This window comes from Streptomyces sp. NBC_00316 (assembly GCF_036158715.1).
GTDB lineage: Bacteria > Actinomycetota > Actinomycetes > Streptomycetales > Streptomycetaceae > Streptomyces.
In genome coordinates, this window is record NZ_CP108023.1 from 6,228,177 (window position 1) to 6,252,309 (window position 24,133).

General features: G+C 69.8%; 18 protein-coding genes, 1 other RNA gene and 3 pseudogenes. 11 read left to right on the top strand and 11 right to left on the bottom strand.

Annotation, left to right across the window (positions count from 1 at the left end; genetic code table 11):
• Positions 1-72: 72 nt before the first annotated feature.
• From OG878_RS27705 to metG, 3 genes are all read left to right on the top strand, one after another.
• Positions 73-648 (top strand): TetR/AcrR family transcriptional regulator, encoded by a 576-nt coding sequence (locus tag OG878_RS27705; protein WP_328891400.1) that lies wholly within the window; start codon positions 73-75, stop codon positions 646-648.
• Between the two features lie 18 nt (positions 649-666).
• Positions 667-1,068, top strand: an RNA gene (gene rnpB, locus OG878_RS27710) — RNase P RNA component class A.
• 376 nt (positions 1,069-1,444) lie between these two features.
• On the top strand, positions 1,445-3,169 hold the full coding sequence (metG, locus tag OG878_RS27715) for a methionine--tRNA ligase (RefSeq protein WP_328889291.1): 1,725 nt from the start codon (positions 1,445-1,447) through the stop codon (positions 3,167-3,169).
• Between the two features lie 88 nt (positions 3,170-3,257).
• On the opposite strand, the gene OG878_RS27720 is transcribed toward metG, so the two are convergent.
• The 3 genes from OG878_RS27720 to OG878_RS27730 are packed head-to-tail and all read right to left on the bottom strand — an operon-like array spanning position 3,258 to position 5,017.
• Positions 3,258-4,157, bottom strand: a complete 900-nt coding sequence (locus OG878_RS27720; RefSeq protein ID WP_328889292.1) for a MauE/DoxX family redox-associated membrane protein — start codon at positions 4,155-4,157, stop codon at positions 3,258-3,260.
• A 30-nt stretch (positions 4,158-4,187) separates the two neighbouring features.
• Positions 4,188-4,802: a cell wall protein gene (locus OG878_RS27725; RefSeq protein ID WP_328889293.1), complete on the bottom strand. Its 615-nt coding sequence runs from the start codon at positions 4,800-4,802 to the stop codon at positions 4,188-4,190.
• Between the two features lie 11 nt (positions 4,803-4,813).
• Entirely contained in the window at positions 4,814-5,017 is a 204-nt protein-coding gene (locus OG878_RS27730; RefSeq protein ID WP_328889294.1) for an RlpA-like double-psi beta-barrel domain-containing protein, read from the bottom strand.
• On the opposite strand from OG878_RS27730, the gene OG878_RS27735 reads away from it, so the two are divergent.
• Positions 5,010-5,261, top strand: coding sequence for a hypothetical protein (locus tag OG878_RS27735; RefSeq protein ID WP_328889295.1), 252 nt, complete (start codon positions 5,010-5,012; stop codon positions 5,259-5,261). The two genes, OG878_RS27730 and OG878_RS27735, sit on opposite strands and share 8 nt — an antisense overlap.
• Positions 5,262-5,447: 186 nt before the next feature.
• Here the strand turns inward: OG878_RS27735 and OG878_RS27740 are convergent.
• The 5 genes and pseudogenes from OG878_RS27740 to OG878_RS27760 form a co-directional block, all read right to left on the bottom strand.
• Positions 5,448-6,092, bottom strand: a pseudogene (locus tag OG878_RS27740) (dienelactone hydrolase family protein); the annotation flags it as partial.
• Positions 6,093-6,572: 480 nt separating this feature from the next.
• Positions 6,573-8,000 carry an RtcB family protein gene (locus OG878_RS27745; protein ID WP_328889296.1) on the bottom strand — a complete coding sequence of 476 codons (1,428 nt, stop codon included), beginning with the start codon at positions 7,998-8,000 and terminating at the stop codon, positions 6,573-6,575.
• Between the two features lie 5 nt (positions 8,001-8,005).
• Positions 8,006-8,989, bottom strand: coding sequence for a CapA family protein (locus OG878_RS27750; RefSeq protein WP_328889297.1), 984 nt, complete (start codon positions 8,987-8,989; stop codon positions 8,006-8,008).
• Positions 8,990-9,014: 25 nt separating this feature from the next.
• The gene (locus tag OG878_RS27755; protein ID WP_328889298.1) at positions 9,015-9,476 is read right to left on the bottom strand and encodes an archease; all 462 of its coding nucleotides are present in this window, start codon (positions 9,474-9,476) and stop codon (positions 9,015-9,017) included.
• 311 nt (positions 9,477-9,787) lie between these two features.
• A complete protein-coding gene (locus OG878_RS27760; protein ID WP_328889299.1) occupies positions 9,788-10,831 on the bottom strand; it encodes an alpha/beta fold hydrolase in 1,044 nt (347 codons plus the stop codon).
• Between the two features lie 218 nt (positions 10,832-11,049).
• On the opposite strand from OG878_RS27760, the gene OG878_RS27765 reads away from it, so the two are divergent.
• Entirely contained in the window at positions 11,050-11,979 is a 930-nt protein-coding gene (locus OG878_RS27765) for an LLM class F420-dependent oxidoreductase (protein ID WP_328889300.1), read from the top strand.
• A 135-nt stretch (positions 11,980-12,114) separates the two neighbouring features.
• On the opposite strand, the gene OG878_RS27770 is transcribed toward OG878_RS27765, so the two are convergent.
• From OG878_RS27770 to OG878_RS27780, 3 genes are all read right to left on the bottom strand, one after another.
• Positions 12,115-12,489, bottom strand: a complete 375-nt coding sequence (locus OG878_RS27770; protein ID WP_328889301.1) for a hypothetical protein — start codon at positions 12,487-12,489, stop codon at positions 12,115-12,117.
• A 137-nt stretch (positions 12,490-12,626) separates the two neighbouring features.
• The gene (locus tag OG878_RS27775) at positions 12,627-13,280 is read right to left on the bottom strand and encodes a DUF1963 domain-containing protein (protein WP_328889302.1); all 654 of its coding nucleotides are present in this window, start codon (positions 13,278-13,280) and stop codon (positions 12,627-12,629) included.
• 134 nt (positions 13,281-13,414) lie between these two features.
• Positions 13,415-13,771, bottom strand: a complete 357-nt coding sequence (locus tag OG878_RS27780) for a hypothetical protein (RefSeq protein ID WP_328889303.1) — start codon at positions 13,769-13,771, stop codon at positions 13,415-13,417.
• Positions 13,772-14,350: 579 nt separating this feature from the next.
• Here OG878_RS27780 and OG878_RS27785 point away from each other — a divergent pair.
• From OG878_RS27785 to OG878_RS27810, 6 genes and pseudogenes are all read left to right on the top strand, one after another.
• A complete protein-coding gene (locus OG878_RS27785) occupies positions 14,351-15,880 on the top strand; it encodes an endo-1,4-beta-xylanase (protein WP_328889304.1) in 1,530 nt (509 codons plus the stop codon).
• A 104-nt stretch (positions 15,881-15,984) separates the two neighbouring features.
• Positions 15,985-18,729 (top strand): glycoside hydrolase family 48 protein, encoded by a 2,745-nt coding sequence (locus tag OG878_RS27790; RefSeq protein ID WP_328891401.1) that lies wholly within the window; start codon positions 15,985-15,987, stop codon positions 18,727-18,729.
• A 95-nt stretch (positions 18,730-18,824) separates the two neighbouring features.
• A pseudogene (locus OG878_RS27795) lies at positions 18,825-19,517 on the top strand (GH12 family glycosyl hydrolase domain-containing protein); the annotation flags it as partial.
• Positions 19,518-19,544: 27 nt separating this feature from the next.
• Positions 19,545-20,300: pseudogene (locus OG878_RS27800) on the top strand (cellulose binding domain-containing protein); the annotation flags it as partial.
• Between the two features lie 269 nt (positions 20,301-20,569).
• Positions 20,570-22,687 carry a glycoside hydrolase family 6 protein gene (locus OG878_RS27805; RefSeq protein WP_328889305.1) on the top strand — a complete coding sequence of 706 codons (2,118 nt, stop codon included), beginning with the start codon at positions 20,570-20,572 and terminating at the stop codon, positions 22,685-22,687.
• Positions 22,688-23,274: 587 nt separating this feature from the next.
• Entirely contained in the window at positions 23,275-24,102 is an 828-nt protein-coding gene (locus tag OG878_RS27810) for a hypothetical protein (RefSeq protein ID WP_328889306.1), read from the top strand.
• Positions 24,103-24,133: the final 31 nt, after the last annotated feature.

The following is a 24,133-nucleotide window of genomic DNA, read 5'->3' on the forward strand; positions in this document are numbered from 1 at the left end:
CAGGCTCCACGGACTCCGGGGCACCCCGGCGGGCTCGTACGAAGGAAGGCTTCCAGCGTGACTGAACGTGTCATGGCCCCCACGGCGGGCCGCGTCCCGGGCCATGCGACGGACCGGTGCCGTCAGATCATCGCCGCCGCGCGCACGCTCCTGGAGGCGGAAGGCCCGGAGGCCCTCACGATGCGCCGGCTCGCCGACAGCATCGGGATCACGGCGCCGTCCCTCTACAAGCACTTCCCGGACAAGTCGTCCGTCCTGACGGCCCTGGCCGGCGAGGTGCTGCGGGAGACGGCCGAGACGCTGGAAGCGGCCGAGTCCGTCGACCCCGGATCGTTCCCGGCCCTCGCCACCGCGTACCGCGCCTACGCCCTGGCCCACCCCCACCTCTACCTCCTCACCACCGCACGCCCCGTGGACGCGACGGCACTCCCGCCCGGTCTGCAGGAACGCGCCGCGGCCCCGCTCTCCCGTGCGGTCGACGGCGACCAGGAGCGGGCACGGGCGGCCTGGGCGTTCGCGCACGGCATGGTGGTCCTGGAGCTCAACGGCCGGTTTCCCCCGGGCGCCGACCTGGCAGCGGCCTGGTCCGCAGGCATCGCAGCGTTCGTCCGAGCAGCTCCGTCCGAGGCGTCCCGCGCATCCGGGTAGCATGGTCGACACGGCAGACGAGCCGGCCGGACGGCCGCGTGAGGATCTTCGGAACCTCCCGAGGAACGTCCGGGCTCCACAGGGCAGGGTGGTGGCTAACGGCCACCCGGGGTGACCCGCGGGACAGTGCCACAGAAAACAGACCGCCGGAGATTTCGATCCCCGGTAAGGGTGAAACGGTGGTGTAAGAGACCACCAGCGCCTGAGGCGACTCAGGCGGCTAGGTAAACCCCACCCGGAGCAAGGTCAAGAGGGGCCGTCGCAAGGCGGCCCTGCGCGAACGACCGAGGGCTGCCCGCCCGAGTTCGCGGGTAGACCGCACGAGACCGGCAGCAATGCCGGTCCTAGATGGATGGCCGTCTCCCCGGCCGCCGCGAGGCGACCGGGCGACAGAACCCGGCGTACAGGCCGACTCGTCTGCCGCCCTGACCTTCCCGGGTCAGGGCATTTTTTCATGCCTGCTCCCCGCTCGGCGACCATGGTGACGCCGTACCTCTCAATGTCGCCGACCGGATCTGACGACGGCTCACAGTTCAGCCCGGTCCGGGACGAGGGCCGCCTCGACCGTCCGGGACTCGCTCGGCCGAGTCCTGTGCCGGTGCCGTGCGGGGCCGCGAAATCCAGGAGAGCGGCAGCAGGACCGTTCGATACGATGACGGAGACCTGCAACGCCCTTTACGTCATGCTCTGTGACGCTTTGCGGCGACCTTGGTGGTCGCGTCGGCGGCAGTCCTCCGACCTGGGTATGCCGTGGCCGCGCCACCGGCGCCGTACGTACGAATGGGAGCATCCGAGGATGGCTCGACACCTGATCACCAGCGCGCTGCCGTACATCAACGGGATCAAGCACCTGGGCAACATGGTCGGGTCGATGCTTCCTGCGGATGTGTACGCCCGGTACCTCCGCCGGCGCGGTCACGACGTCCTCTACATCTGCGCGACGGACGAGCACGGCACCCCCGCGGAGCTGGCGGCCAAGGAGGCCGGGCTGCCGGTCGCCGAGTTCTGCGCGCGGGCGCACGACGCGCAGAAGGCCGTGTACGACGGCTTCGCACTGTCCTTCGATCACTTCGGCCGCAGCTCCTCGCCGCAGAACGCCGAGATCACCCAGCACTTCGCGCGCAGGCTCCACCGGAACGGCTTCATCGAGGAGCGTGCGATCCGGCAGGTCTACTCGCCGGCCGACGGGCGCTTCCTGCCCGACCGCTACGTCGAGGGCACGTGCCCGCACTGCGGCTACGACAAGGCCCGCGGCGACCAGTGCGAGAACTGCACCCGCGTGCTCGACCCCACCGACCTGCTCGACCCGCGCTCGGCGATCAGCGGTTCCACGGACCTGGAGGTCCGCGAGACCAAGCACCTCTTCCTTCTGCAGTCCAAGCTGCAGAAGGAAGTGGAGGAGTGGATCGCCTCCGTCAGCGGGCAGTGGCCGCACCTGTCCACCTCGATCGCCCGCAAGTGGCTGACCGAGGGCCTTCACGACCGTGCCATCACACGTGACCTGGACTGGGGTATCCCGGTGCCGGCGGACACATGGCCGGACCTGGCGGCCGAGGGCAAGGTCTTCTACGTCTGGTTCGACGCCCCGATCGAGTACATCGCCGCAACGAAGGAGTGGGCCGACGCCGCGGAGGACGGCAAGACCCGCGACTGGAAGTCGTGGTGGTACGAGGCCGACGACACGGTCCGGTACACCGAGTTCATGGCGAAGGACAACGTCCCCTTCCACACGGTGATGTTCCCGGCCACCGAGCTGGGTGTGCGCGAGCCGTGGAAGAAGGTCGACGTCGTCAAGGGCTTCAACTGGCTGACGTACTACGGCGGAAAGTTCTCCACCTCACAGAAGCGCGGCATCTTCACCGACGCGGCTCTGGAGATCCTCCCCGCCGACTACTGGCGCTACTTCCTGATCGCCAACGCCCCCGAGTCCGACGACTCGTCGTTCACCTGGGAGCACTTCGCCGCGACGGTCAACAAGGACCTGGCCGACACGCTCGGCAACTTCGTCAACCGCGTGCTGTCCTTCTCCCGCAAGCGGTTCGGCGACGAGGTCCCGGCCGGGCACGCCGCCGGCGAGGCGGAGACGAAGCTCGGCGAGGAGATCGCGCGGCTGCTCGCCGAGTACGAGGAGCAGACGGAGACCCTCCAGCTCCGCAAGGCCGCGAGCAGCCTGCGCGCCCTGTGGTCGGCGGGCAATGCCTACCTCGACGAGAAGGCCCCCTGGCTGGAGATCAAGACCGACCCCGAAGCGGCGGCCCTCACCCTGCGTACGGCGATGAACCTGATCCACCTGTACGCGGTCGTCTCCGAGCCGTTCATCCCGGCGTCCGCCGCCGCGATGCGTGGCTCCTTCATCCTCGCGGACGACACGGCGACATGGGTGACGCCGGAGCGGGCCCGCTCCCTCGACGCCGTCCCCGCGGGCACGGCGTTCACGGTGCCGCCGGTCCTGTTCGCCAAGATCACCGAAGAGGACCTGGACACCTACCGCGACCGCTTCGGCGGAGCCGGGACGGTCTGACCCGAGCAGATCCGGACCCGCGGACATCGCGGGTCCGGCCCATGTGCACTCCTCGGACCGTGGCGGGCCGAGGTGTCCGTCCGCGGTGTCAGCCCGCCATCGGCAGAATCTTCCGCGACGGCACCGCGCCCAGTTCGTCCACGGCCACCGCCTCCCCGCTGTCCGCGTCGACGTAGCTGACACGGACGAGCGGGTCGGGACTGTCGCGGACGGCCGTGGCGTCGAGTGCGAAGACCACCGCGACCGGGCGCGCGTTCTCCTTGTCCCCGTACACACCCGAGTACTGGAGAATGCGCCAGCCGTCGTCCTCCCAGTGGTCCAGCAGGGCGGACCGGACCACTGGTGCGGCGGCCTGCCAGGCAAGGGAGTTCTCCAGGAGCTCGACGCTCGCCGCGACCGGCACCTGGTTCTTGGCGGCGGTGCCGAGGAGCGGGTGCCCGAAGACACGCAGCCTCGTCCGGCGCAGCGGCAGCAGCCACCACCGGTCGAGGTCGGCCGAGAGGGCGACCAGAACCGCCGCCGCCCCGGCCAGGAAGCCGAGGGCGCCGGCCGGCCGCTCGGAGACCGTCGGCCACCAGGTGTCCTGTGCCACCGCCACCGTCGCTCCGCCGACGAGTACGACCGCCGCCCGCGCGAACGCCCGCCAGGTGATGGGGGTGTCCTCACTGGCCGAACAGCCGCAGGAGGACTCCGGTGCCGCGGCCCGGCCGTAGCCGAGGTAGGCGAGGAAGCCCGCGCCGAGAACCGCCGCGGCGGCTCCCGGAACCGGGTTCGCCGGGACCACCAGCAGACCTGCGGCGATCAGGAGTTCACCTGCGCCGGTCACGCGCAGCACCGTCGTGGCCCGCTCACTGCTGCGCAGTATGCGGGCCAGCACCGTCTTCGGTGCCTGTTGTGCGGTGCCCCGGCTGAACGCCTTGACCGCTCCGGTCCACCCGAGCAGGCCCGCAAGGACCAGCGGGGCGAGGCCCGTTGTCAGTGACAGCATCTCTTCCTCTCTCTGCGTCCTGGGCCTGGGTCAGTGCCCGACGGAGATGCGGACGACGTCCACGGAGTCGTCGGACGGCCGCCAGGCGCCGAGGACCTGGGCGCTCTGCCCGATGCGCAGCCGGGACAGGTCGGACGTCAGTGCGCGGCCTGCGTAGGAGGCAGTGGCGTCCGGGGCGACATGGCCGACCAGTTCGTGCTGCCCGTGGGCGAGGTGCAACCGGTTCTTGGCGATGCCGCGGATCTGCGTGTCGAGGTTCACGATGTTCACCCACACCGCGTCGGCGGCCACGGTGCCGTCGGGCATCGGGACGCCGCGCGCGTAGAGCCCGTCGCCGACCTCGATCACCTCGGCCGTGGTGGCGCGTACCTTCCACACGCTGGTGACGTTGGTCATCTGCACCCGGGAGTGGCCGCCGTCGGAGCCCGCCACCTCGAGGATGCTGCCGGTGATTCCCGTGATGCGGCCCTCCACGAAAGTGGACTTGGCGATCGCGGGGTCGAGCGAGGGTTCCGCGGCGAAGGCCGCCTCGGCGTCGAGGCCGCCGAGCGCGGTCGCGCCGATGATGGTCGCGCCGCCGAGGGCGGCATTGGTGAGGAAGCGCCGGCGGCGCATCCCGTCGGCCCGGTCGTTTCGTACGGTCATGTCGGTCCTCCTCACTCGTAGATGTAGACCGGGAGCTTGCCGGAGCTGAGGTTGCCGATCGCCGAGAAGGCGGCCGGGGTCAGGTCGAGGACGCGGTTGGTGCGACAGGTGCCGTTGCAGCAGGTCGCCTCGCCGCACCAGTCCTTGGTGCGCGGGCCGCAGTCGGTGATCGTGATGCACACCGTCGCGCCCGAGCACTGGTGCTTGATGTTCATCACCGCGCCGCAGCCGCGTCTGGGGATGTTCTCGCCGCAGAGGTCGGGCCGGGTGATGTTCCAGCAGGCCTGTGAGGCGTTGGGCCACGCGCCGTGGTTCGCGCTGGACCGGCAGTTGCCGCAGGCGCCGCCGCCGGCGCTGGCGCATGGGCCCCAGGCGTTGCCGCAGCAGAACCAACTGGTTTCACCGGCCCAGAGGCTGGTTGATCCGCAAGCCATCGTGTTGCCCCTCCCAAGGAGTTGACAAGTGCATGACAAGTACAGGCTCGGCCGCCGGCAGGCACAGAGATGAAGCGGGGACGCCCGTGTTGCGGCCGGGGATGGTTGTGCGAGCGAAGCAACTCAATGATGCGCGTAGACAAGCGGGTTGCATAGATGGCCTCGTTCCGCATCGCCGAGGGCCTTCGGCGGCCGTGCGACGCGCCGGTGCTCAGCCTCCTGCCCCTGCGGGACGCCCCAGGTGGTCCGTGAACCATTCTCTGGCCAGCTCCGCCACCTTCTCGAGAGTGCCGGGCTCCTCGAACAGGTGAGTGGCGCCGCGGATCACCTCCAGCCGGCTCTCGCAGCGCAACTGCTCCCGTGCCTGGCGGTTGAGATCCAGCACCACGTCGTCCTCGCCCCCCACGATGAGCAGGGTGGGCGCGGTCACCTCCGGCAGGCGGGGCCCGGCCAGGTCGGGACGGCCGCCGCGGGAGACGACCGCCACGGCCGGCGAGTCCGGCTCTGCCGCCGCCCCCAGAGCGGCTGCCGCACCGGTGCTGGCGCCGAAGTAGCCCACCGCGAGGCCCTGGGCCTCGGGCCGGTCGAGCAGCCAGCGGGTGGCGTCCGTCAGACGGCCCGCCAGCAGGGCGGTGTCGAAGACGTGGGTGCGGTCCAGTTCCTCCGCCGCTGTGAGGAGGTCGAACAGCAGCGTGGCCAGGCCTGCCTCGTTCAGCGAGGCCGCGACGAAGCGATTGCGGGGGCTGTGCCGGCTGCTGCCGCTGCCGTGGGCGAACAGCACGACGCCCGTGGCCCCTTCGGGGACGGCCAGCTGCCCGCCGAGCCGGACCGGTCCGGCGTGCACGACCACGTCCTCGCCAGGGGGCTGCGTCAGCCGCTGCCCCGCGCCGGGGCGGTCGACGAACTGCATGGTCCACCTCCTCGATGCGGCAGGACCCGGCTGCGGTCACCCGTGCGGACACCGGTGCCCGGGTTACTCCCACGGCGGGACGCGTGCCGCTCGCGGTCGCTCCTCGCCGGCGGTGCGGCTCGCCCGCGTCGCCGGCCGCTGCTCAACGCCCCGTGAGGGCGGCCTCCGCCCGACGTCGTCCGAATGGCCAGGACGTCCCGCTGTCTTCACGGTTCTCGGCTCTCGACCGGACCGTCTCGCCGATCCTGCACCCACGCTCCACGCTACTCGCGTTCCGCCGGGCACGAGCCTCGAAGGACGCGCACCGGAGCCCGCCGTGACGGCCTGTGCCGTCCGGTGGACGCGTCGTGCCGGCCGGCCGCCGCTCCACGCGGTCGCCCCGTGCGCACCGCACGCACGGGGCAGCCGCGTCCCACCGGGCCGGTTTCAACCCTTGACGACGCCCAGCGGCACCAGGCGGGCGACCGGGCGGGCGAGCCCGGCCGCCTCGGTGACCGCGGCGACCGCGTCGACGTCCTTGTACGCCTCCGGCGCCTCCTCGGCGAGACCACGCCACGATGAGGGGCGCACCGCGATGCCCTGGGCCTCCAGGTCGTCGCGAAGCCGTTCCCCGCGGACCATGCGCAGCGCGTGGTGGCGGCTCCAGACCCGGCCGGCACCGTGGCAGGCGGAGTGGAAGGCGTCATTGCCGGGCAGGCCGACCATCACGTATGAGGCGGTGCCCATCGTTCCCGGGACCAGTACCGGCTGGCCCGCCCCGACGAGGTCATCGGGCAGGCTCGGGTCGCCGGGCGGCAGCGCCCGCGTCGCGCCCTTGCGGTGGATGCACAGCCGACGTGCCACACCGTCCACCTCGTGGGTCTCGAGTTTGGCGGTGTTGTGCGAGATGTCGTAGACCAGTTCCAGACCGACACCCGCGGCCGTCCCGAAGGCATGGCGGGCTGCTTCGGACAGCAGCTGGCGATTGGCGCGGCCGTAGTTGGCGGCTGCCGCCATCGCTCCCAGATAGGCCCGGCCCCGCGGCGAGTCGACCGGCGTGCAGGCCAGCTGCCGGTCCGGGACCTTGATGCCGTACCGGTGCAGTTCCTGGTCCATCATGCGGACGTGGTCGGTGCACACCTGGTGCCCCAGGCCCCGCGAGCCGCAGTGGATCATGACGCACACCTGGCCCACCCGCAGCCCGAACGCCGCCGCGGTGGCCGGATCGAGGATCTGGTCGACCGCCTGGACCTCCATGAAATGGTTGCCCGAGCCGAGGCTCCCCACCTGGTGGAGGCCCCGCTCGACGGCGCGCTTGCTCACCTGTCCCGGGGCCGCACCGTCCAGGACGCCGTAGTCCTCGCAGCGCGCGAGGTCGCGCGGCACACCATGACCGTGCTCGACCGCGTACCGCGCGCCGCCGACCAGCAGCTCGTCGATCTCCCCGGCCCCCGACAGCTTCCACAGGCCGCCGCGCCCCATGCCGCGCGGGATGGTGCTGTCGAGGATGTTCATCAGCCGCTGCAGCCGGTCGCGGCCGAGCGCGTCGCGGTCGATGCCGGCGGCCAGCAGCCGTACGCCGCAGGAGATGTCGAACCCGACGCCGCCGGGCGAGATGACCCCGCCCCGGGAGATGTCGGTGGCGGCCACCCCGCCGATCGGGAACCCGTAGCCCCAGTGGACGTCGGGCATGGCGAAGGAGGCGCGGACGATGCCGGGCAGCGTCGCCACGTTCGCCACCTGCTCCAGCGCCTTGTCCCCGGCCGCCTGCGGCAGCAGCGCCTGCGAGGCGAACACCACCCCGGGTACGCGCATCGGCTCCCGTTGCTCGATACGGAAGCGGCACGGGCTCTTCTCCACGAGAGCGATGTCCACGTCCCTCACCTCCAGTCGACCGTCAGCCGTCCGGTCCGGTCGGCGACGGCGGTGCCGAACTCGGCGCAGGCGGTGGTGAACCGCTCGCGGATCCACTCCAGGTCCTCTCCGCCGGCCAGGCGGGTGTGGCAGAAGTCGAGGGCCAGTGGCACGGCCTCCACCCGGGCGGGAACCAGGTGTGCGGCATCAGGGCCGTCCAGGGTCACCAGGAAGAGGAGCCCGAGGTCGTTGCGGAGGTCCGGGTCGACGGCGTAGTCGTCGACGAAGTCACCCAGGTCGTAGAGGATGCGGTCGGCGATCCCGTGGAAGACATGGGCGGAGTGCCCGGCGACCAGCGTCGCTCCCGCCGCCAGAAGCTCCGGGGCCGCGGCCGCCACATGGTGCGGTGGCCGGGAGGTCATGTTGGGACCCCAGTGCGGAGTGACCAGCACGACATCCGCCGCCGCAGCGGCCCGGGCCACCAGTTCCGTCAGCCAGCCGGGCACCCCCGAGGGGAGATCGGCCCAGGCCGCACCGGGACGGTCCGCCCCGGCCGCGTACTCCTCCGGGTGGTCCGTGACGCCCACCACCGCCAACCGCACACCGCCCGCCTCCAGCACCGCGAATTCCCGGGCCGCGCGTACGTCCGCCCCGGCGCCGACCGCGCGGACGCCCGCCCCGGCCAGCAGGGTGAGGGTGTCGGCCATGGCATCGAACCCGTAGTCCAGAGCGTGGTTGTTGGCGAGCGTCACACAGTCCACCTCCAGTTCGGCCAGTACCCTCGCGGCGGCGGGCGGAGCGCGGAAGAAGAAGGCTTTCCGCGGGTCGGGCCAGCGGTGCCCGCGGTCGGAGACACAGCACTCCAGGTTGAGCACGAACAGGTCCGCCTCCGTGAGCGCCTCCCTGACCCCTGAGGAGAACAGCGTCCCCGGCGCCGGCGAGCGGCGCAGCGCCTCGGCGACGCCGCGCCCGAGCATGGTGTCGCCGGCCAGTGCCACCGTGAGCGCCATGATCCTGTCCCTTCCCGTCCCGTACTCAGACGTCGAGGGTCACCCGGCAGGTCCAGCCGCCGGGGCCGCCCCGCAGCAGCAGGCCGTGCAGCGCAACGGCCTTCGGTACCGCACCGACCGGCACGGCAGTGTCCGCATCGGCCATCCGGAAGCGGACCGCCAGGCTCCGGCCGTCCCCCACGGACCGGATCGGCCCCATCTCCACGTCGAGCGGGATCTCACCGTCGGCATCCATCCGGTAGACGACCTCCTCCAGGACGGACACCAGCAGGTCCTCGTCGGACTCCGCCGTGACCGCGTACGCGCGTTCTCCGACGACCGCGGCCCCGGACATGTCGGCGAAACTCTCCACCACTGCGCGCACCGCCTCACCGATGCAGCCCTCGGCCGTCGACGACCACGTCTCCACCTGCATGTCCGCGGTGTGCGGCACAGTCCGGTGACCACTCGCGCCGGGCTGCTTCCCCGCAGACTCCCGACCGTCCACGGCCGACGCCTCTCCGTCGTCCCGGATGCACAGCCTGCCGCCATGTCGCGGAGCCGCAGGCCGTGCCTCCTCCAGAGTCGTCCCGGACACCACCCCGGGGCAACCTCCACGCGGCGTCGCACGCCGTCACCGTGCGCAGGGCACGAAGCACCTGGTCAGGATGTGATCGTCGGAACGGTCGACCCGAATCCGGCACACAGGCCGACCGGCCCGGCCCGTTCGTATGCCGCCCCGCCGAACGGTGCCGGCACTCTGGCCCGTGCGGAGTTCCCGCTCACCCGCGTCACTGCGGCCATGCGTAAGCCGTCCGGTCAAAGACGGTCGACGTCGACGACAGCCTCGGCAAAGGCTTCGGGGGCTTCCTGCGGCACGTTGTGACCGATGCCCTTCAGTGTCCGGTGGGCGTATTTTCCCGTGAATCGGTCGCGATACCCGGCGCCGTCGCCGGGAGGAGTGAAGGGGTCCCGCTCACCGTCCAGGGTGATCGTGGGCAGCGAGATGACGGGGCTTCGGGCAAGTTTCTTCTCGATACCGTCGAATCGTGGCTCGCCCTCGGCCAGGCCGAGTCGCCAGCGGTAGTTGTGGATCACGATGGGAACCCAATTCGGATTGTCGAAAGCCGTCGCCGTGCGCTGGAACGTTGCGTCATCGAAACTCCACGTCGGGGAGACGTTCTTCCAGATCAGCTTCGCAAAATCGTGCCTGTACCGGTCGAGGCCGAGTCGGCCCCTTTCCGTCGCGAAGTAGTACTGATACCACCACGCCCACTCGGCCCGCGGCGCCAGCGGCTTCTTGTTGCGCTCACGGTTGGTGATCAGATAGCCGGACACCGAGACCAGCGCCTTGCAGCGTTCCGGCCAGAGTGCCGCGACGATGTCAGCCGTCCGCGATCCCCAGTCGAAGCCGGCGAGAATCGCCTTCTTGATCTTCAGTGCGTCCATCAGCGCGATGAGGTCGAGAGCGAACACCGCCTGCTGAGCATTGAGGAACGTCTTGCTCGAGAGGAAGCGCGTCGTCCCGTAGCCGCGCAGATACGGGACGATCACCCTGTAGCCGTGTCTGGCCAGCAAAGGTGCCACGTCGACGTAGCTGTGAATGTCGTAGGGCCAGCCGTGCAGAAGGACGACCGCGGGACCGTCGGCGGGGCCGGCCTCGGCGTACCCGACGTTCAGGACGCCGGCATCGATCTGCTTCAGCGTGCCGAAAGATGTGTTCCCCGGTTTTCCGATGCCGCTCACCGCGGCCCCTTTCCGGTCGGGGGCCAAGGCCGATGTCACCGAAAGCGCCGACAGCGAGGCCCCGGCTGCCCCCACGGCGAGAATTCTGGAAACCGTTCGCCTGTCGATGACATTCACCTGTCTGTGAAGGTTTCATGCGCTGACACATGCTAAACGAGCGGCCAAAAGGGACGTGGCGGGTGATTTTTATTGAGGCTACGCGCGCTGTTCGGCGACGGTGCGCGCGTTTCTTCCCGGCGCGCACATTCACCCTCCTGTGCCCGCGTCGTCACCTGCAGGCAATCGGCAAGTGGCATACGGTAGTTGGACCGCCATCCCCCTGAAGGAGTGCACGCATGCCGGTCTCGCTCGGTCTCGGCCTTCCGCAGATGAAGCAGTACGACATCGGCCGCGATGTGGCCGCGGTGGCACGTGCGGCGGAAGCAGCCGGGTACGAGAGTCTGTGGGTCTTCGAGCGCGTGCTCTTCCCCGATCCCGCCACCCAGGGGCTGTACGGCGTACCCGGGCTGCCGTGGCCGGATCAGTACCGCAGCGTCGCCGACCCGCTCGTGACGCTCACACTGGCCGCTGCGGCCACCGAACGGGCCAGGCTCGGCACCAGCGTCCTGATCGCCCCGCTGCACGTACCGCTCCAGCTGGCCCGTTCACTCGCGTCGCTCGACGTCGCGAGCAGCGGCCGGGTGATCGCCGGATTCGGAACCGGCTGGTCCCTCGACGAGTACGCGGCCGCCTCGGTCGCCCCGTTCGAGAAGCGTGGTGCGGTCCTGGACGAACTGCTGGACGTCTGCGCGGCCGTCTGGGGCCCGGACCCGGTCTCGTACCAGGGGGAGTTGACCACCATCGCGCCGGCAGAGGTCGGCCCCAAGCCTGTTCGCCCCATTCCGGTCTATCTGCCGGCCAACAGCCCGCGCGCCACCCGGCGGCTGGTGGACCGGGCGGACGGCTGGATGCCCGTCGCCATGGGCGCCGCGACGCTGGCCGGACAGTGGCAGCGCGTACAGGACGTGGCCGCCGAGCGCGGCAGGGCCCAGCAGATCGGCGTCTGCGCCCGCGCCAACGCGACGTACAGCGCCAAGCCGTTCGACGGCACGGACCGGCAGCCGTTCCAGGGCAGTGTGGCCCAGATCGTCGAGGACCTGGTGGAGCATGCGGCAACGGGCGTACCGGAGATCATCCTGGACCTCCAGGCCACGACGCGGGACGCCGCCGAACTGATCGACGTGGCGGCCGAGGTGTACGAGGCGGCGCGAGCGGCGGGCGTCTGAGGACTGTGTACGGGGAGCGTCGGTCCGTCGTCCGGCGGTGACGGAACTCCGACGGCCTGACGGCGCGGCACCTACGCCGTCGCACACCGAGCCGCGTTCCATCTCGGCCTGTCCGGAAGGGGGGTGCGTCTGTGTTCAGTGGTCGACCGTCCACGCCGCATCGGGCGGCGGCGATCCCTCGGCCAGGATGTGGCGGACGATCCGGAACGCCTCGGGGAGAGGCACCGTGTCTTCGTCGGCATACTCGTCGTCCTGCCCGTTCGTCAGGACGAAGCCCCGGCTGCGGCCTTCGGCTCCGGGGCTCACAGCGTGCTCTCCAGGATCACCTTCGTCGTTGAGCAGCGTCACCATCATGCGTTCGGTGTTGGTCACGACGGCAAGCAATTGCCCTGATGAGCCGGCCGGCCACGACTCGAGCCGCCCTTCGGCGATCCTGCGGCACAGCACATCAAGGGCCTCATCGGCCGCCACGGGCGCTTTGCTCTCGTCGAAGCTCCAGGACTCAACCATGGTGTGAGCGGTTCTCGGCCAATGCCATGGACTCCTCCTCTGCCGGGTGGACAGTGATGACCGGCGCCGGGCCTTGTCGTGTCTGTGTGACCAGGATGCGGATGAGCGCGCCGGGCGGGGTTACCGGTTTCCGTCGATCAGCACTGCCACAGGAAGGCGGCCTGGGCGCACGGCGCGCAGGCGAAGGCGAACGCCGTGCCGCAGCCGCCGAAGTTCATGGCCGTCGCGTGGTCCGGCCCCTCCTCGAGCTGCGCGACCAGGTCCATGGGCCGGGTGCATGTGGGACACGTGGGTGTCTCGTCGTCCTGCAGCCACTCGGGCCGTCCGCCGAGCTGACCGAGGACATGTTTCAGGTCGTTTCCACTACGGCCGGCCCATTCCTCGCGCGCGCTGCCGTAGTCGGGGGAAGGCAGGGACACCAGGGTCACGGCGTTGACGGCCCCGAGGTGGAGGACGGCCTCGTCCGGCTCGGGTGCGGGCATGGGCCGCAGCCCGTCGGAGGGGAAAAGTATGGCCCGGTTTCCACCGGCCGTCGGACTCCACTCGTCGCACATGCCGGGATCGTTCTGGCACATGAATATCGCCATGACATGGCCGGCCTGTGGAGGGACCCGGTCGATGGGACCGCCCACGCCGTCCAGGACGATCTGGGCCAGGAACTGCATCGCCCCGCCGCATGTTGCACAACCGGGCCATGCCAGCCCTTCAGGGGCCAGCGGCATTCCCCCCGTGCGCGTGACCAGCGCTTCGGCTTCACCGGGACCCGCATGGGTCATGAGTGTCGTCGTCATGGGATCGGACCCTACGGCAGCTCACCGACATCCCCCGGGCCCGGCGAAAGCCCGGCGCCGCCGCCCATGCACAGCACGCGTCTCGGTGGGGCCGATCGGGCACGAGGCGCGATCCGCATTCGGCCAGTGTCCGATCAGCGACCGGGCTTCAGGCGATCGGTCCAGCGGCCGAGCCCTCGCCGCCGTCGGCGGGAACGGTCGTGCGGACGCCGTCGTGCTCCGGCGCCCGGTCGGCCGGCTCTGTCGGTCCGGGGCCTGCCCCAGTGGCTGTCGGGCGACTCGATCGGCGTCTTGCGGTCTTCTTGCGCCTGGATCTCGTAATGAGCCTCGTGGGCGGTCACGCGGAACGCCTCGTCGTGGGAGGCCAGGGCTGCCGTGATGGCCGCGCCGGCGACACCGCGGCGACGGGCGACGGATGCCAGCCACGCAAAGAGGCCCATCACCGCGGCGAGGGCGCCGGTGACCAGGAGCAGCGGCAGGAAGTCATCCATGGAGCCGAGACTACCCAGTCATGGCGGTGCTGCTCCGTGGGTGGCGGGCCGCCGGTCAGCCGACGTCCTCGAACGTCCCTACGGGCGCCGGTGTGCGTCGGGGACCTCGTTGCGGTCGGTGCACCCCCGACGGTTTTCGGCCAGTGCGCCGCCCCGGCCGCGTCGCGGGTGCCGCCTCAGGATGATCGCGTTCCGGTACGGGTCTCCGAGGGGCGGGAAAGCGGCCCGGACGTGCTGTCACCGGAGAGGGGAATCGCCCGGTCGCTATGCGGTGCAGGCTGCCGTCGCGGCGTGCGTGGCGGGGCCGCATGTGATTCCGGATCGTCCCGCCGCCCGGACCTGCGGTTGTGTGGCGCGGCGGGGTTCTTCGAGTGCGTTCAAGTTAACGAATACGTAAGGCAGTTGTGATTCAACACTTGACAGGTGCGTATCACCACGCCACCTTGGGAGCGCTCCCACCGTCAAGACTTGCACGCTTCCCCACCCTCTGCACCCCACACCTTCGAGACATGAACCGGAGGCATGGGCGCTGTCGCGCACCCATGTGCCGGTCGTTCTCGGCTGAGGAAAGCGAATGTCATGATTCTGGTAAAGCGCTCCATGCCCGGCTGCCCGGGCAGGCTGCCGGGCCTGTTGCTCACGGCGTGCGCCGTCGTCGCATCGCTGGCGGGCGTGCCGGCCGTCGCGGCCGAGCAGGGCAGCCTGCACGATCTGGCCGTCGCGCACGGCAAGTACTTCGGCTCGGCCACCGACAACCCCGAGCTGCCCGACGCCGCGTACGCCGTCACCCTGGGGTCCGAGTTCGGCCAGATCACCCCGGGCAACTCCATGAAGTGGGACACCACGGAGCCGCAGCAGGGGCAGTTCAGCTTCGCCAAGGGTGATGTGATCACCGATTTCGCGCGGGATCACGGCCAGACCGTGCGGGGTCACACGCTCGTCTGGCACAGCCAGCTGCCGGGTTGGGTCGGCTCCCTGCCGGCGGCGCAGGTGGAGGCGGCCATGACGAACCACATCACCGAAGTGGCCGGTCACTACCGGGGTGAGGTCACCGCCTGGGATGTCGTGAACGAGCCGTTCAACGACGACGGGACCTTCCGTACGAGCCCGTTCTACAACGCCATGGGCCGTGACTACATCGCCACCGCGCTGCGAGCCGCGCACGCCGCTGATCCGGACGCCAAGCTCTACATCAACGATTACAACACCGAGGGCCTGGGCGCGAAGAGCAACGCCATGTACGACCTGGTCAGCGAACTCGTCGCCGAGGGCGTGCCGATCGACGGCGTCGGGTTCCAGGGGCATCTGGCCGTCCAGTACGGCTTTCCCGGCGACATGCAGCAGAACCTGCAGCGCTTCGCCGATCTCGGACTCGACGTGGCCGTCACCGAGCTGGACGTACGCATGCAACTGCCCGCCGACGCGACCGAACTGGCCACGCAGGCCACCTACTACCGCAACGTCGTCGAGGCCTGCCTGGCCGTGGCGCGGTGTGTCGGCATCACGGTCTGGGACTACACCGACAAGTACTCCTGGGTTCCCGCCGCATTCCCGGGACAGGGCGCGGCCAACCTCTACGACGAGAACCTCCGGCCGAAGCCCTCGTACGCTGCCGTGCGCGCCGCACTGGGCGGCGACGACGAAGGCGGCGGTGAACCGGGAGCGCTGAAGGCCCAGTACCGCAACAGCGACTCGGCCCCCGGCGACAACCAGATCAAGCCCGCCCTCCAACTGGTGAACACCGGCGGCACCGCCGTCGACCTGTCCACGGTGAAGGTGCGCTACTGGTTCACCGGCGACAACGGAGCTACCACGTACGGCACATGGTGCGACTGGTCCCCGCTCGGCTGCTCCACCATCACCCACCGGGTGGCCGCCGTGAGCTCCCCGAAGGCCGGCGCCGACCGCTATCTGGAGGTCGGCTTCGGCAGCGGAAGCCTGGCCGCGGGCGCATCCACCGGTGAGATCCAGCTGCGGCTCAGCAAGACCGACTGGTCGAACTTCGACGAGACCGACGACTACAGCCGCACCACCGGGACCTCCTACGCCGACGCCCCGAAGGTCGCCGTCTACGTGGGCGGCGAACTCGCCTGGGGCATCGAACCCTGACGATCCGCATCACCTGTACAGCCCTCCCTCCCTCTACTACACCCGCCAATGGAGGATTTGTGTCGATATCACGTAGAACGTTCAGTACCGCCTTGAGTGGCAGCCTGATCGCGATGGGGCTCACCCAGGGCACCGCCGTCGCCAAGGCCGCCGCTCGGGCGGGCGGAGCGGCCCGGGCCGCGGCGGCCGACGATCCGTACACCCAGGCGTTCCTCGCCCAGTACGGCAAGATCAAGGACGCGGCCAACGGCTACTTCAGCCCGGACGGCCTTCCCTACCACTCCGCCGAGACACTGATGGTCGAAGCGCCGGACCATGGTCACGAGACCACCTCCGAGGCCGTCAGTTTCTGGATGTGGCTGGAGGCGGCGTACGGCAGGGTGACAGGCGACTGGGCCCCCTTCAACCAGGCCTGGGCGATCGCCGAGCGCACGATCATTCCGCAGCACGCCGATCAGTCCACCGCCGGGTCGTACAACCCGAGTTCCCCCGCGACCTACGCTCCCGAGTGGCCACTGCCCGACAACTACCCCTCTGCTCTGGACGGTTCGGTGCCGGTCGGCTCGGACCCCATTGCCACGGAACTGGCCTCGTCCTACGGCACGATGGACGTCTACGGCATGCACTGGCTGATGGACCTGGACAACACCTACGGGTACGGCAACAAGCCGGGTACCGGTGGCGAGTCGGGACCGGGGGCGGGCCCCTCGTTCATCAACACCTACCAGCGCGGTGCGCAGGAGTCGGTCTGGGAGACCATCCCGCAGCCGACCACCGATCTCTTCAACTACGGCGGCCCCAACGGCTTTCTCGATCTGTTCGTCGACGACGCGAGCTATGCCAAGCAGTGGAAGTACACCAACGCCCCGGACGCCGACGCCCGTGCGGTGCAGGCCGCCTACTGGGCGTACCGCTGGGCCTCCGCCCAGGGCAAGGAGAGTGAGATCGCGGCGTCGGTTGCCAAGGCCGCCAAGATGGGCGACTACCTCCGTTACGCGATGTTCGACAAGTACTTCAAGCGGATCGGCAGTTGCACGGATCCCAACTCCTGCCCGGCCGCGTCCGGCCGCGACTCCCAGCACTACCTGCTCTCGTGGTACTACGCCTGGGGCGGCGCGGCCGCGGGCAGCGGCGGCGGCTGGGCCTGGCGCATCGGTGACGGCGCCTCCCACCAGGGCTACCAGAACCCGCTTGCCGCATGGGCCCTGTCCAACGTCCCGGCGCTCACCCCAAAGTCGGCGACGGCGCGCACCGACTGGGCGAAGAGCCTGACCAGACAGCTGGAGTTCCTGCAGTGGCTGCAGTCCGCCGAAGGCGCCTTCGCCGGGGGCTGCACCAACAGCTGGGACGGAAAGTACGGTACGCCGCCGGCCGGTACGCCGACGTTCTACGGCATGGCGTACGACTGGCAGCCGGTCTACCACGACCCGCCGAGCAACAACTGGTTCGGCTTCCAGGTATGGGGCATGGAGCGCGTCGCCGCGTACTACTACGTCACCGGCAACGCGACCGCCAAGGCCGTCCTGTCCAAATGGGTCGCCTGGGCCTCCGGGAAGACCACCGTCGGCGCCGACGGCAGCTACCGCTTCCCCTCCACCCTCAACTGGACGGGCAAGCCGGACACCTGGAACCCCACGTCCCCCGGGAACAACGCAGGGCTGCATGTCTCGGTCGTGGACTACTCCAACGACGTCGGGGTGGGCGCGGCCTACGTCAAGACGCTGACCTACTACGCCGCGAAGTCGGGCGACGCGGCCGCCGGCGCGCTGGCCAAGGCCCTGCTCGACGCGATGGCGCTGAACGCCGACGACAAGGGCATCGCGGTGCCGGAGACCAGGGCCGACTACAACCGGTTCGACGACGAGGTGTTCGTACCCGACGGGTGGTCCGGCGAGATGCCGGGCGGTGACACGGTCGAGCCCGGCGTCACCTTCATCGGCCTGCGGTCCTGGTACCGGGACGACCCGGACTGGCCCAAGGTCCAGGCATACCTGGACGGCGGCCCTGCGCCCACCTTCACGTACCACCGGTTCTGGGCCCAGGCGGCCCTCGCGCTGGCCTTCTCGATCTACGCCGAACTGCTGGTGGAGGGCGACGTCGGCGGTGACACCGAACCACCGACGGTGCCCGGCGGGCTGACGGTCACCGCGACGACGAGCAACAGCGCGTCGCTGTCGTGGTCCGCCTCGACCGACAACGTCGCCGTCACCGGCTACGACGTGTACCGCAACGGGGTACTGGCCGGCAACGCGACGGGACGGACGTTCACGGACCAGGGCCTCGCCGCAGCGACCGAGTACAGCTACGCGGTGGCGGCGCGCGACGCGGGCGGCAACACCTCCGCGCTCTCCACCGCCGTGACCGCCACCACGAAGTCGGGCGGCACCGGCACCGGCGCGGTGAAGGTCCAATACAAGAACACGGACTCCTCGGCCACCGACAACCAGATCCGGCTCGGACTGCAGATCGTCAACACGGGCAGCGCCCCGGTCGATCTGTCCACGGTCAAGGTCCGGTACTGGTTCAGCTCCGAGACCGGTGCGAGCACCTTCTCCACGTACTGCGACTACGCCGCGCTCGGGTCGTCGAACATCAGCCACACCGTGGTGACGGTCAGCAGCCCGAAGACCGGGGCCGACCACTACCTGGAGGTCGGTTTCACCGGCGGCGCGGGCAGTCTGGCCGCCGGCGCCTCGACCGGCGAGGTCCAACTGCGGCTGAACAAGTCGGACTGGTCGAACTTCAACGAGGCCGACGACTACAGCCGTGCCACCAACACCGCCTACGCCGACGCCCCCCGGCTCGCCGCCTATGTGGGCTCGGCCCTCGCGTGGGGAGTGGAGCCGTGAGCCGAGCCGGTACGGCCGAGGCGGCCCGGTACCGCGACCGGTGGCTCCCGTCCCTCGCCGCCACCGCGGCGGCCCTGCTGCTCGCGGCAGCATCCATGCTCACCGGCGCCTCGTCGGCCGCGGCCGATCCGGTGACCGACTGCACCGCGTGGGGCACCACCGAGCTGCAGGGCGGCCAGTACATCTACCAGCAGAACGAGTGGAACTCCACGGCCCGGCAGTGTGTGGGCGTCGACCCGGAGACGGGTGCCTGGAGCGTCACCGAATCGTCCTTCGCCCTGCCGACCAACGGTGCCCCGGCCACGTACCCGTCCAGCTACAAGGGCTGTCACTGGGGCGCGTGCACCACGGACAGCGGACTGCCGCTGCGTGTCGACGCACTCGGCAGCGCACGCACCTCGTGGTCCACCACCCAGGTCGCCTCGGGAGCGTACAACGTCTCGATGGACCTCTGGTTCAACTCGACGCCCGTCACGGACGACCAGCCGGACGGCACCGAGGTGATGATCTGGATGAACCACCGCGGCGGGGTCCAGCCGATCGGTTCCCGCACTGGCACGGTGCAGCTCGACGGCAAGGCGTGGGACGTCTGGACGGGGCCCGGCGCCTCGGGCTGGAAGGTCATCTCGTACGTACTGCAGCAGGGCGCCACCGAGTTCGCCGACCTCGATGTGATGGGCCTGATCGACGATGCCGTCACCCGCGGCCAGATCAATCCGGCGCACTATCTGATCGACGCCGAGGCCGGGTTCGAGATCTGGCAGGGTGGCCAGGGGCTCGGCACGAAGAGCTTCTCCTTCGAGGCGGGCACGGAGAGCGGCGGCGGGGGCGACACCGCGGCCCCGTCGGCGCCGGCGGAGGTCCGGGTCACCGCGACGACCAGCAGCACCGCCGCCCTGTCCTGGACGGCGTCGACGGACGACACCGGTGTCACGGCGTACGACATCTACCGGGACGGGGCGCGGGTGGGTTCCACGGCTGGTACGGCGTTCACCGACACGGGGCTCTCTGCGTCGACGGCGTACAGCTACACGGTCAGGGCCCGGGATGCGGCGGGGAATGTCTCGGCGGCTTCTGCTGCGGTCTCGGCGACCACGTCGGCGGGTGGTGGAACGGGTACCGGGAGTCTGAAGGTTCAGTACAAGAACACGGATTCCTCGGCCACGGACAACCAGATCCGGATGGGTCTGCAGCTGGTCAACACCGGGAGCGCCGCGGTGAACCTGTCGACGGTGAAGGTGCGTTACTGGTTCACCCCGGAGGCGGGTGCGAGCACCTTCGGTACCGCTTGTGACTACGCGGTGGTGGGGTGCGGGAGCGTGACGCATGGCGTGACGTCCTCGGGGAGTTCGGCCGCGGGGGCCAGCCACTATCTGGAGGTCGGCTTCGGCAGCGGCACTCTGGCGGCGGGTGCCTCGACCGGTGAGATCCAGTTGCGGCTGAACAAGACCGACTGGTCGAACTTCAGCGAGACCGACGACTACAGCCGTGCCACGAACACCGCCTACGCCGACGCGTCGAAGATCGGCGTGTACGTGAGCGGCACCCTCACCTGGGGCACCGCCCCCTGACCCCCGCCGGTCAGGCATCGCACCACCGCGCACTCCCGATGGCGGGGCTGTTCACCCCGCTCGTCCCGCCATCGGGGCACCACTCCACCCTCCTCCGGACGAAGGGATCCGGACCATGGGGACCCCGACGACCCGCACATCGGGATCCACGTCGGCGGCGACCTGGTGTGGGGCACCGCACCGTGAGTACCGCGGAGCCCGGTAACAACTCTGAACCCGCCCTCGGGGAGTGCCCGGAGGCGTACGCAGGAAAGGAATACGGAGCCGCAATGAGATCACGAAGTTCCACCCGGCACGGGATACGCAGGAAGTTCGCCGCACTCTCCGCCCTGGCGATCGGAGCGGCCCTGGCCGTGGCCGTCCCCACCCCGGCCTCCGCCGCGGCCCGCGTCGACAACCCGTACGCCGGCGCCAAGGCCTATGTGAACCCGCAGTGGTCCGCCAAGGCCGCCGCGGAGCCGGGCGGCAGTGCCATCGCCGACGAACCCTCGTTCGTCTGGATGGACCGCATTGCGGCCATCGAGGGCGCGGGCGACGCGATGAGCCTGCGCGAGCACCTCGACGAGGCGCTCGACCAGGGCGCGAACCTCTTCCAGGTCGTCATCTACGACCTTCCGGGACGCGACTGCGCCGCCCTGGCCTCCAACGGTGAACTCGGTCCCACCGAACTCGACCGGTACAAGACCGAGTACATCAACCCCATTGCCGACATCCTCGACGACCCCGCATACGCGAACCTGCGCATCGTCACGATCATCGAGCCGGACTCGCTGCCCAACCTCGTCACCAACGCGGGCGGCACCGCCGGATCCACCACCCAGTGCGCGACCATGAAGGCGAACGGCAACTACGAGAAGGGCGTGGGCTACGCGCTCCACACCCTGGGGGCCATTCCCAACGTCTACAACTACGTCGACGCCGGGCACCACGGGTGGCTGGGCTGGGACACCAACTTCGTCCCGGCGGCCCAGGAGTTCAAGAAGGCCGCGACCACCGAGGGCGCCACGGTCGCGGACGTCCAGGGCTTCATCGTCAACACGGCCAACTACTCGGCTCTGAAGGAGCCGTACTTCAAGGTCACCGACTCGGTGAACGGCACGACGGTGCGTCAGTCCAAGTGGGTGGACTGGAACTTCTACGTCGACGAGCTCTCCTTCGCGCAGGCCCTGCGCACGGAGCTGGTCAACCAGGGCTTCGCCTCGAACATCGGCATGCTCATCGACACGGCTCGCAACGGCTGGGGCGGCTCCGCCCGGCCCACCGCCGCCGGCCCGTCGACGAACGTCGACACCTATGTCAACGGCGGCCGGATCGACCGCCGTATCCACCTGGGGAACTGGTGCAACCAGTCGGGCGCCGGGATCGGTGAGCGGCCCACCAGCGCCCCGGAAGCCGGCATCGACGCCTACGTCTGGGCCAAGCCCCCGGGCGAGTCGGACGGCAACAGCCAGCCCGTCGAGAACGACGAGGGCAAGGGCTTCGACCAGATGTGCGACCCAACGTACGGAGGCAACGGGCGCAACGGCAACAACCCGACCGGTGCACTGCCCAACTCGCCGCTGGCCGGCCACTGGTTCTCCGCCCAGTTCCAGGAGCTGCTGCGCAACGCGTACCCGCCCCTCGACGGCAGCAGCGGCGGTGACGACGACACCCAGGCGCCCACCGCGCCGACCGGCCTGACAGTCACGGGCAAGACGAGCGGCAGCGTCTCGCTGTCCTGGACGGCGTCGACGGATGACACCGGTGTGACGGCGTACGACGTGTTTCGTGCAGGGGTGAAGGTGGGTTCCACGGCGACCACCTCGTTCACGGACACGGGGCTGTCGGCGTCGACGGCGTACAGCTACACGGTCAGGGCCCGGGATGCGGCGGGGAATGTGTCGGCGGCTTCTGCTGCGGTTTCGGCGACCACGTCGGCGGGTGGTGGAACGGGTACCGGGAGTCTGAAGGTTCAGTACAAGAACACGGATTCCTCGGCCACGGACAACCAGATCCGGATGGGCCTGCAGCTGGTCAACACCGGGAGCGCCGCGGTGAACCTGTCCTCGGTGAAGGTGCGTTACTGGTTCACCCCGGAGGCCGGTGCGAGCACCTTCACCACGTACTGCGACTACGCGGCGCTGGGCAGCGGCAACGTGACCCATGGCGTGACGTCCTCGGGCAGTTCGGCCGCGGGGGCCAGCCACTATCTGGAGGTCGGCTTCGGCAGCGGCACTCTGGCGGCGGGTGCCTCGACCGGTGAGATCCAGTTGCGGCTGAACAAGACCGACTGGTCGAACTTCAGCGAGACTGACGACTACAGCCGTGCCACGAACACCGCCTACGCCGACGCGTCGAAGATCGGCGTGTACGTGAGCGGCACCCTCACCTGGGGCACCGCGCCCTGACCCTGCCCGCCCCCCCATGCGTCACTGTTCCGTCGCTCCCGTTGCCGCTTCTGTGTCGCGGCGACGGGAGCGACGGGCGTCTGGCCGCGGCACGCGTTTCAACTGCGCAGCGTGTCGGGGGCGCGGTGGGGGCGAAGGTCTCTGAGGACCGATTCGACCTCACGGAGAAAGGACTGGTAGGAGGTCAGGCGCTGCCATTCGGAGTCCGGGATGCCGGGCACCGTAGCGTCGCTTGCAGTCCAGCTTGCGACGAGTTCGGCGTACAGCGGTGTCTCGCTCGCCGCCTCTGTGTACGCCGGACCCGCCGCGAAAGCGCCGGCAAGCTGCCGCCGTGATGTGCTTGCTCCATGCGGCGATTCCAGCTGGGGCCGCAGACGTGGTCGGGCATGAGATGCGCGGGGGGCCTGCGAGGGGTGCGGAATGGATGTCGCGGAGCCTCCGCCGGTAGCGGTAGCGGATGTGGGTGCGTTCATGACGATGGTAACGATCAGCACCCATATGGGTAACTAGTGTGCAACACGGAATGATTAGATGGTATTTCACCTTTCCTGGTAGCTTTAGGGAGAATATCGCTTCAAGTTGGGAAAATGGACGTTGCTCCAGGCATGGAACCGAGGGAGATGTGGGAGCGCCATGCCGTGCTGGCGCGGGCATATTTCGGGAATGACGAGGACGTACGCCGTGCCCAGGGGGCCCTTGACGAACGGAATGCGGACCGCATGCGGACGCTGGCGGCGTTCGCAGTGACGCTGGGAAGCGACGGGACCGCCGCGGAACTCCTCGGGCTCCATGAGCGCGAAGTACGCCTCGCCCGCCGCACCGTGGGAAAGGACGATGCCCGGGCCATCGCCAAGGCACTCCTGGACCATCACGCAGCCGATGCGCACAAGCCGCCCCCCGGGGACGCGGACGGATGCCCGTCGTACCTGGAACCGGACGAAAGACGTGTGCCCCAGGAGGCTCCGGCCGCACCTCCTAGGCCCCTTCATGCTCCGGGCACTGACGAACCGGCCCAGACGACGGCTTCGTCGACGGCCGTAGACGCGGTCCTGGTCGGAGCGTGGAGCACCGGGACCGACCTTGCCGTGCTGGCATCCGAGCTCGGTCTCGATCTCCCTCGCCTCGTCGCACGCACCCGGTATCTGGAGGCGCAGGGCCGCCTCACGCATGCCTCGCCGTCGCTGGACCGTTCCGGCCGGCATCGCCGCGTCGACGGCACCGGGGTGCCCACCATGCCCCAGCCCCGGCAGTGGTACTCCCCCAGCCAGCCTCGCCCGCCGCACCAGGAGGCGGTATGGGACCAGCAATCCTCATCCGCCACTTTCGGCTCCGCACCGATGCACGACTGGGACGGCATCCTCGACCAGTGGCAGGTTTCGTCCGCCCCCACGGCCTCCTGGCAGGGATTCGCATGAGAGCGCCCGGCGGCCGCGAGTCCGCCACCGG

Bases quoted from the DNA above. Each gene is read 5' to 3' on its own strand.
- OG878_RS27785 (WP_328889304.1), top strand. From the start codon at position 14,351: ATGATTCTGGTAAAGCGCTCCATGCCCGGCTGCCCGGGCAGGCTGCCG.
- OG878_RS27770 (WP_328889301.1), bottom strand. From the start codon at position 12,489: ATGGTTGAGTCCTGGAGCTTCGACGAGAGCAAAGCGCCCGTGGCGGCC.
- OG878_RS27810 (WP_328889306.1), top strand. From the start codon at position 23,275: ATGGACGTTGCTCCAGGCATGGAACCGAGGGAGATGTGGGAGCGCCAT.
- OG878_RS27780 (WP_328889303.1), bottom strand. From the start codon at position 13,771: ATGGATGACTTCCTGCCGCTGCTCCTGGTCACCGGCGCCCTCGCCGCG.
- OG878_RS27765 (WP_328889300.1), top strand. From the start codon at position 11,050: ATGCCGGTCTCGCTCGGTCTCGGCCTTCCGCAGATGAAGCAGTACGAC.
- OG878_RS27775 (WP_328889302.1), bottom strand. From the start codon at position 13,280: ATGACGACGACACTCATGACCCATGCGGGTCCCGGTGAAGCCGAAGCG.
- OG878_RS27720 (WP_328889292.1), bottom strand. From the start codon at position 4,157: ATGCTGTCACTGACAACGGGCCTCGCCCCGCTGGTCCTTGCGGGCCTG.
- OG878_RS27725 (WP_328889293.1), bottom strand. From the start codon at position 4,802: ATGACCGTACGAAACGACCGGGCCGACGGGATGCGCCGCCGGCGCTTC.
- metG (WP_328889291.1), top strand. From the start codon at position 1,445: ATGGCTCGACACCTGATCACCAGCGCGCTGCCGTACATCAACGGGATC.
- OG878_RS27735 (WP_328889295.1), top strand. From the start codon at position 5,010: ATGTTCATCACCGCGCCGCAGCCGCGTCTGGGGATGTTCTCGCCGCAG.
- OG878_RS27705 (WP_328891400.1), top strand. From the start codon at position 73: ATGGCCCCCACGGCGGGCCGCGTCCCGGGCCATGCGACGGACCGGTGC.
- OG878_RS27750 (WP_328889297.1), bottom strand. From the start codon at position 8,989: ATGGCGCTCACGGTGGCACTGGCCGGCGACACCATGCTCGGGCGCGGC.
- OG878_RS27730 (WP_328889294.1), bottom strand. From the start codon at position 5,017: ATGAACATCAAGCACCAGTGCTCGGGCGCGACGGTGTGCATCACGATC.
- OG878_RS27805 (WP_328889305.1), top strand. From the start codon at position 20,570: ATGAGATCACGAAGTTCCACCCGGCACGGGATACGCAGGAAGTTCGCC.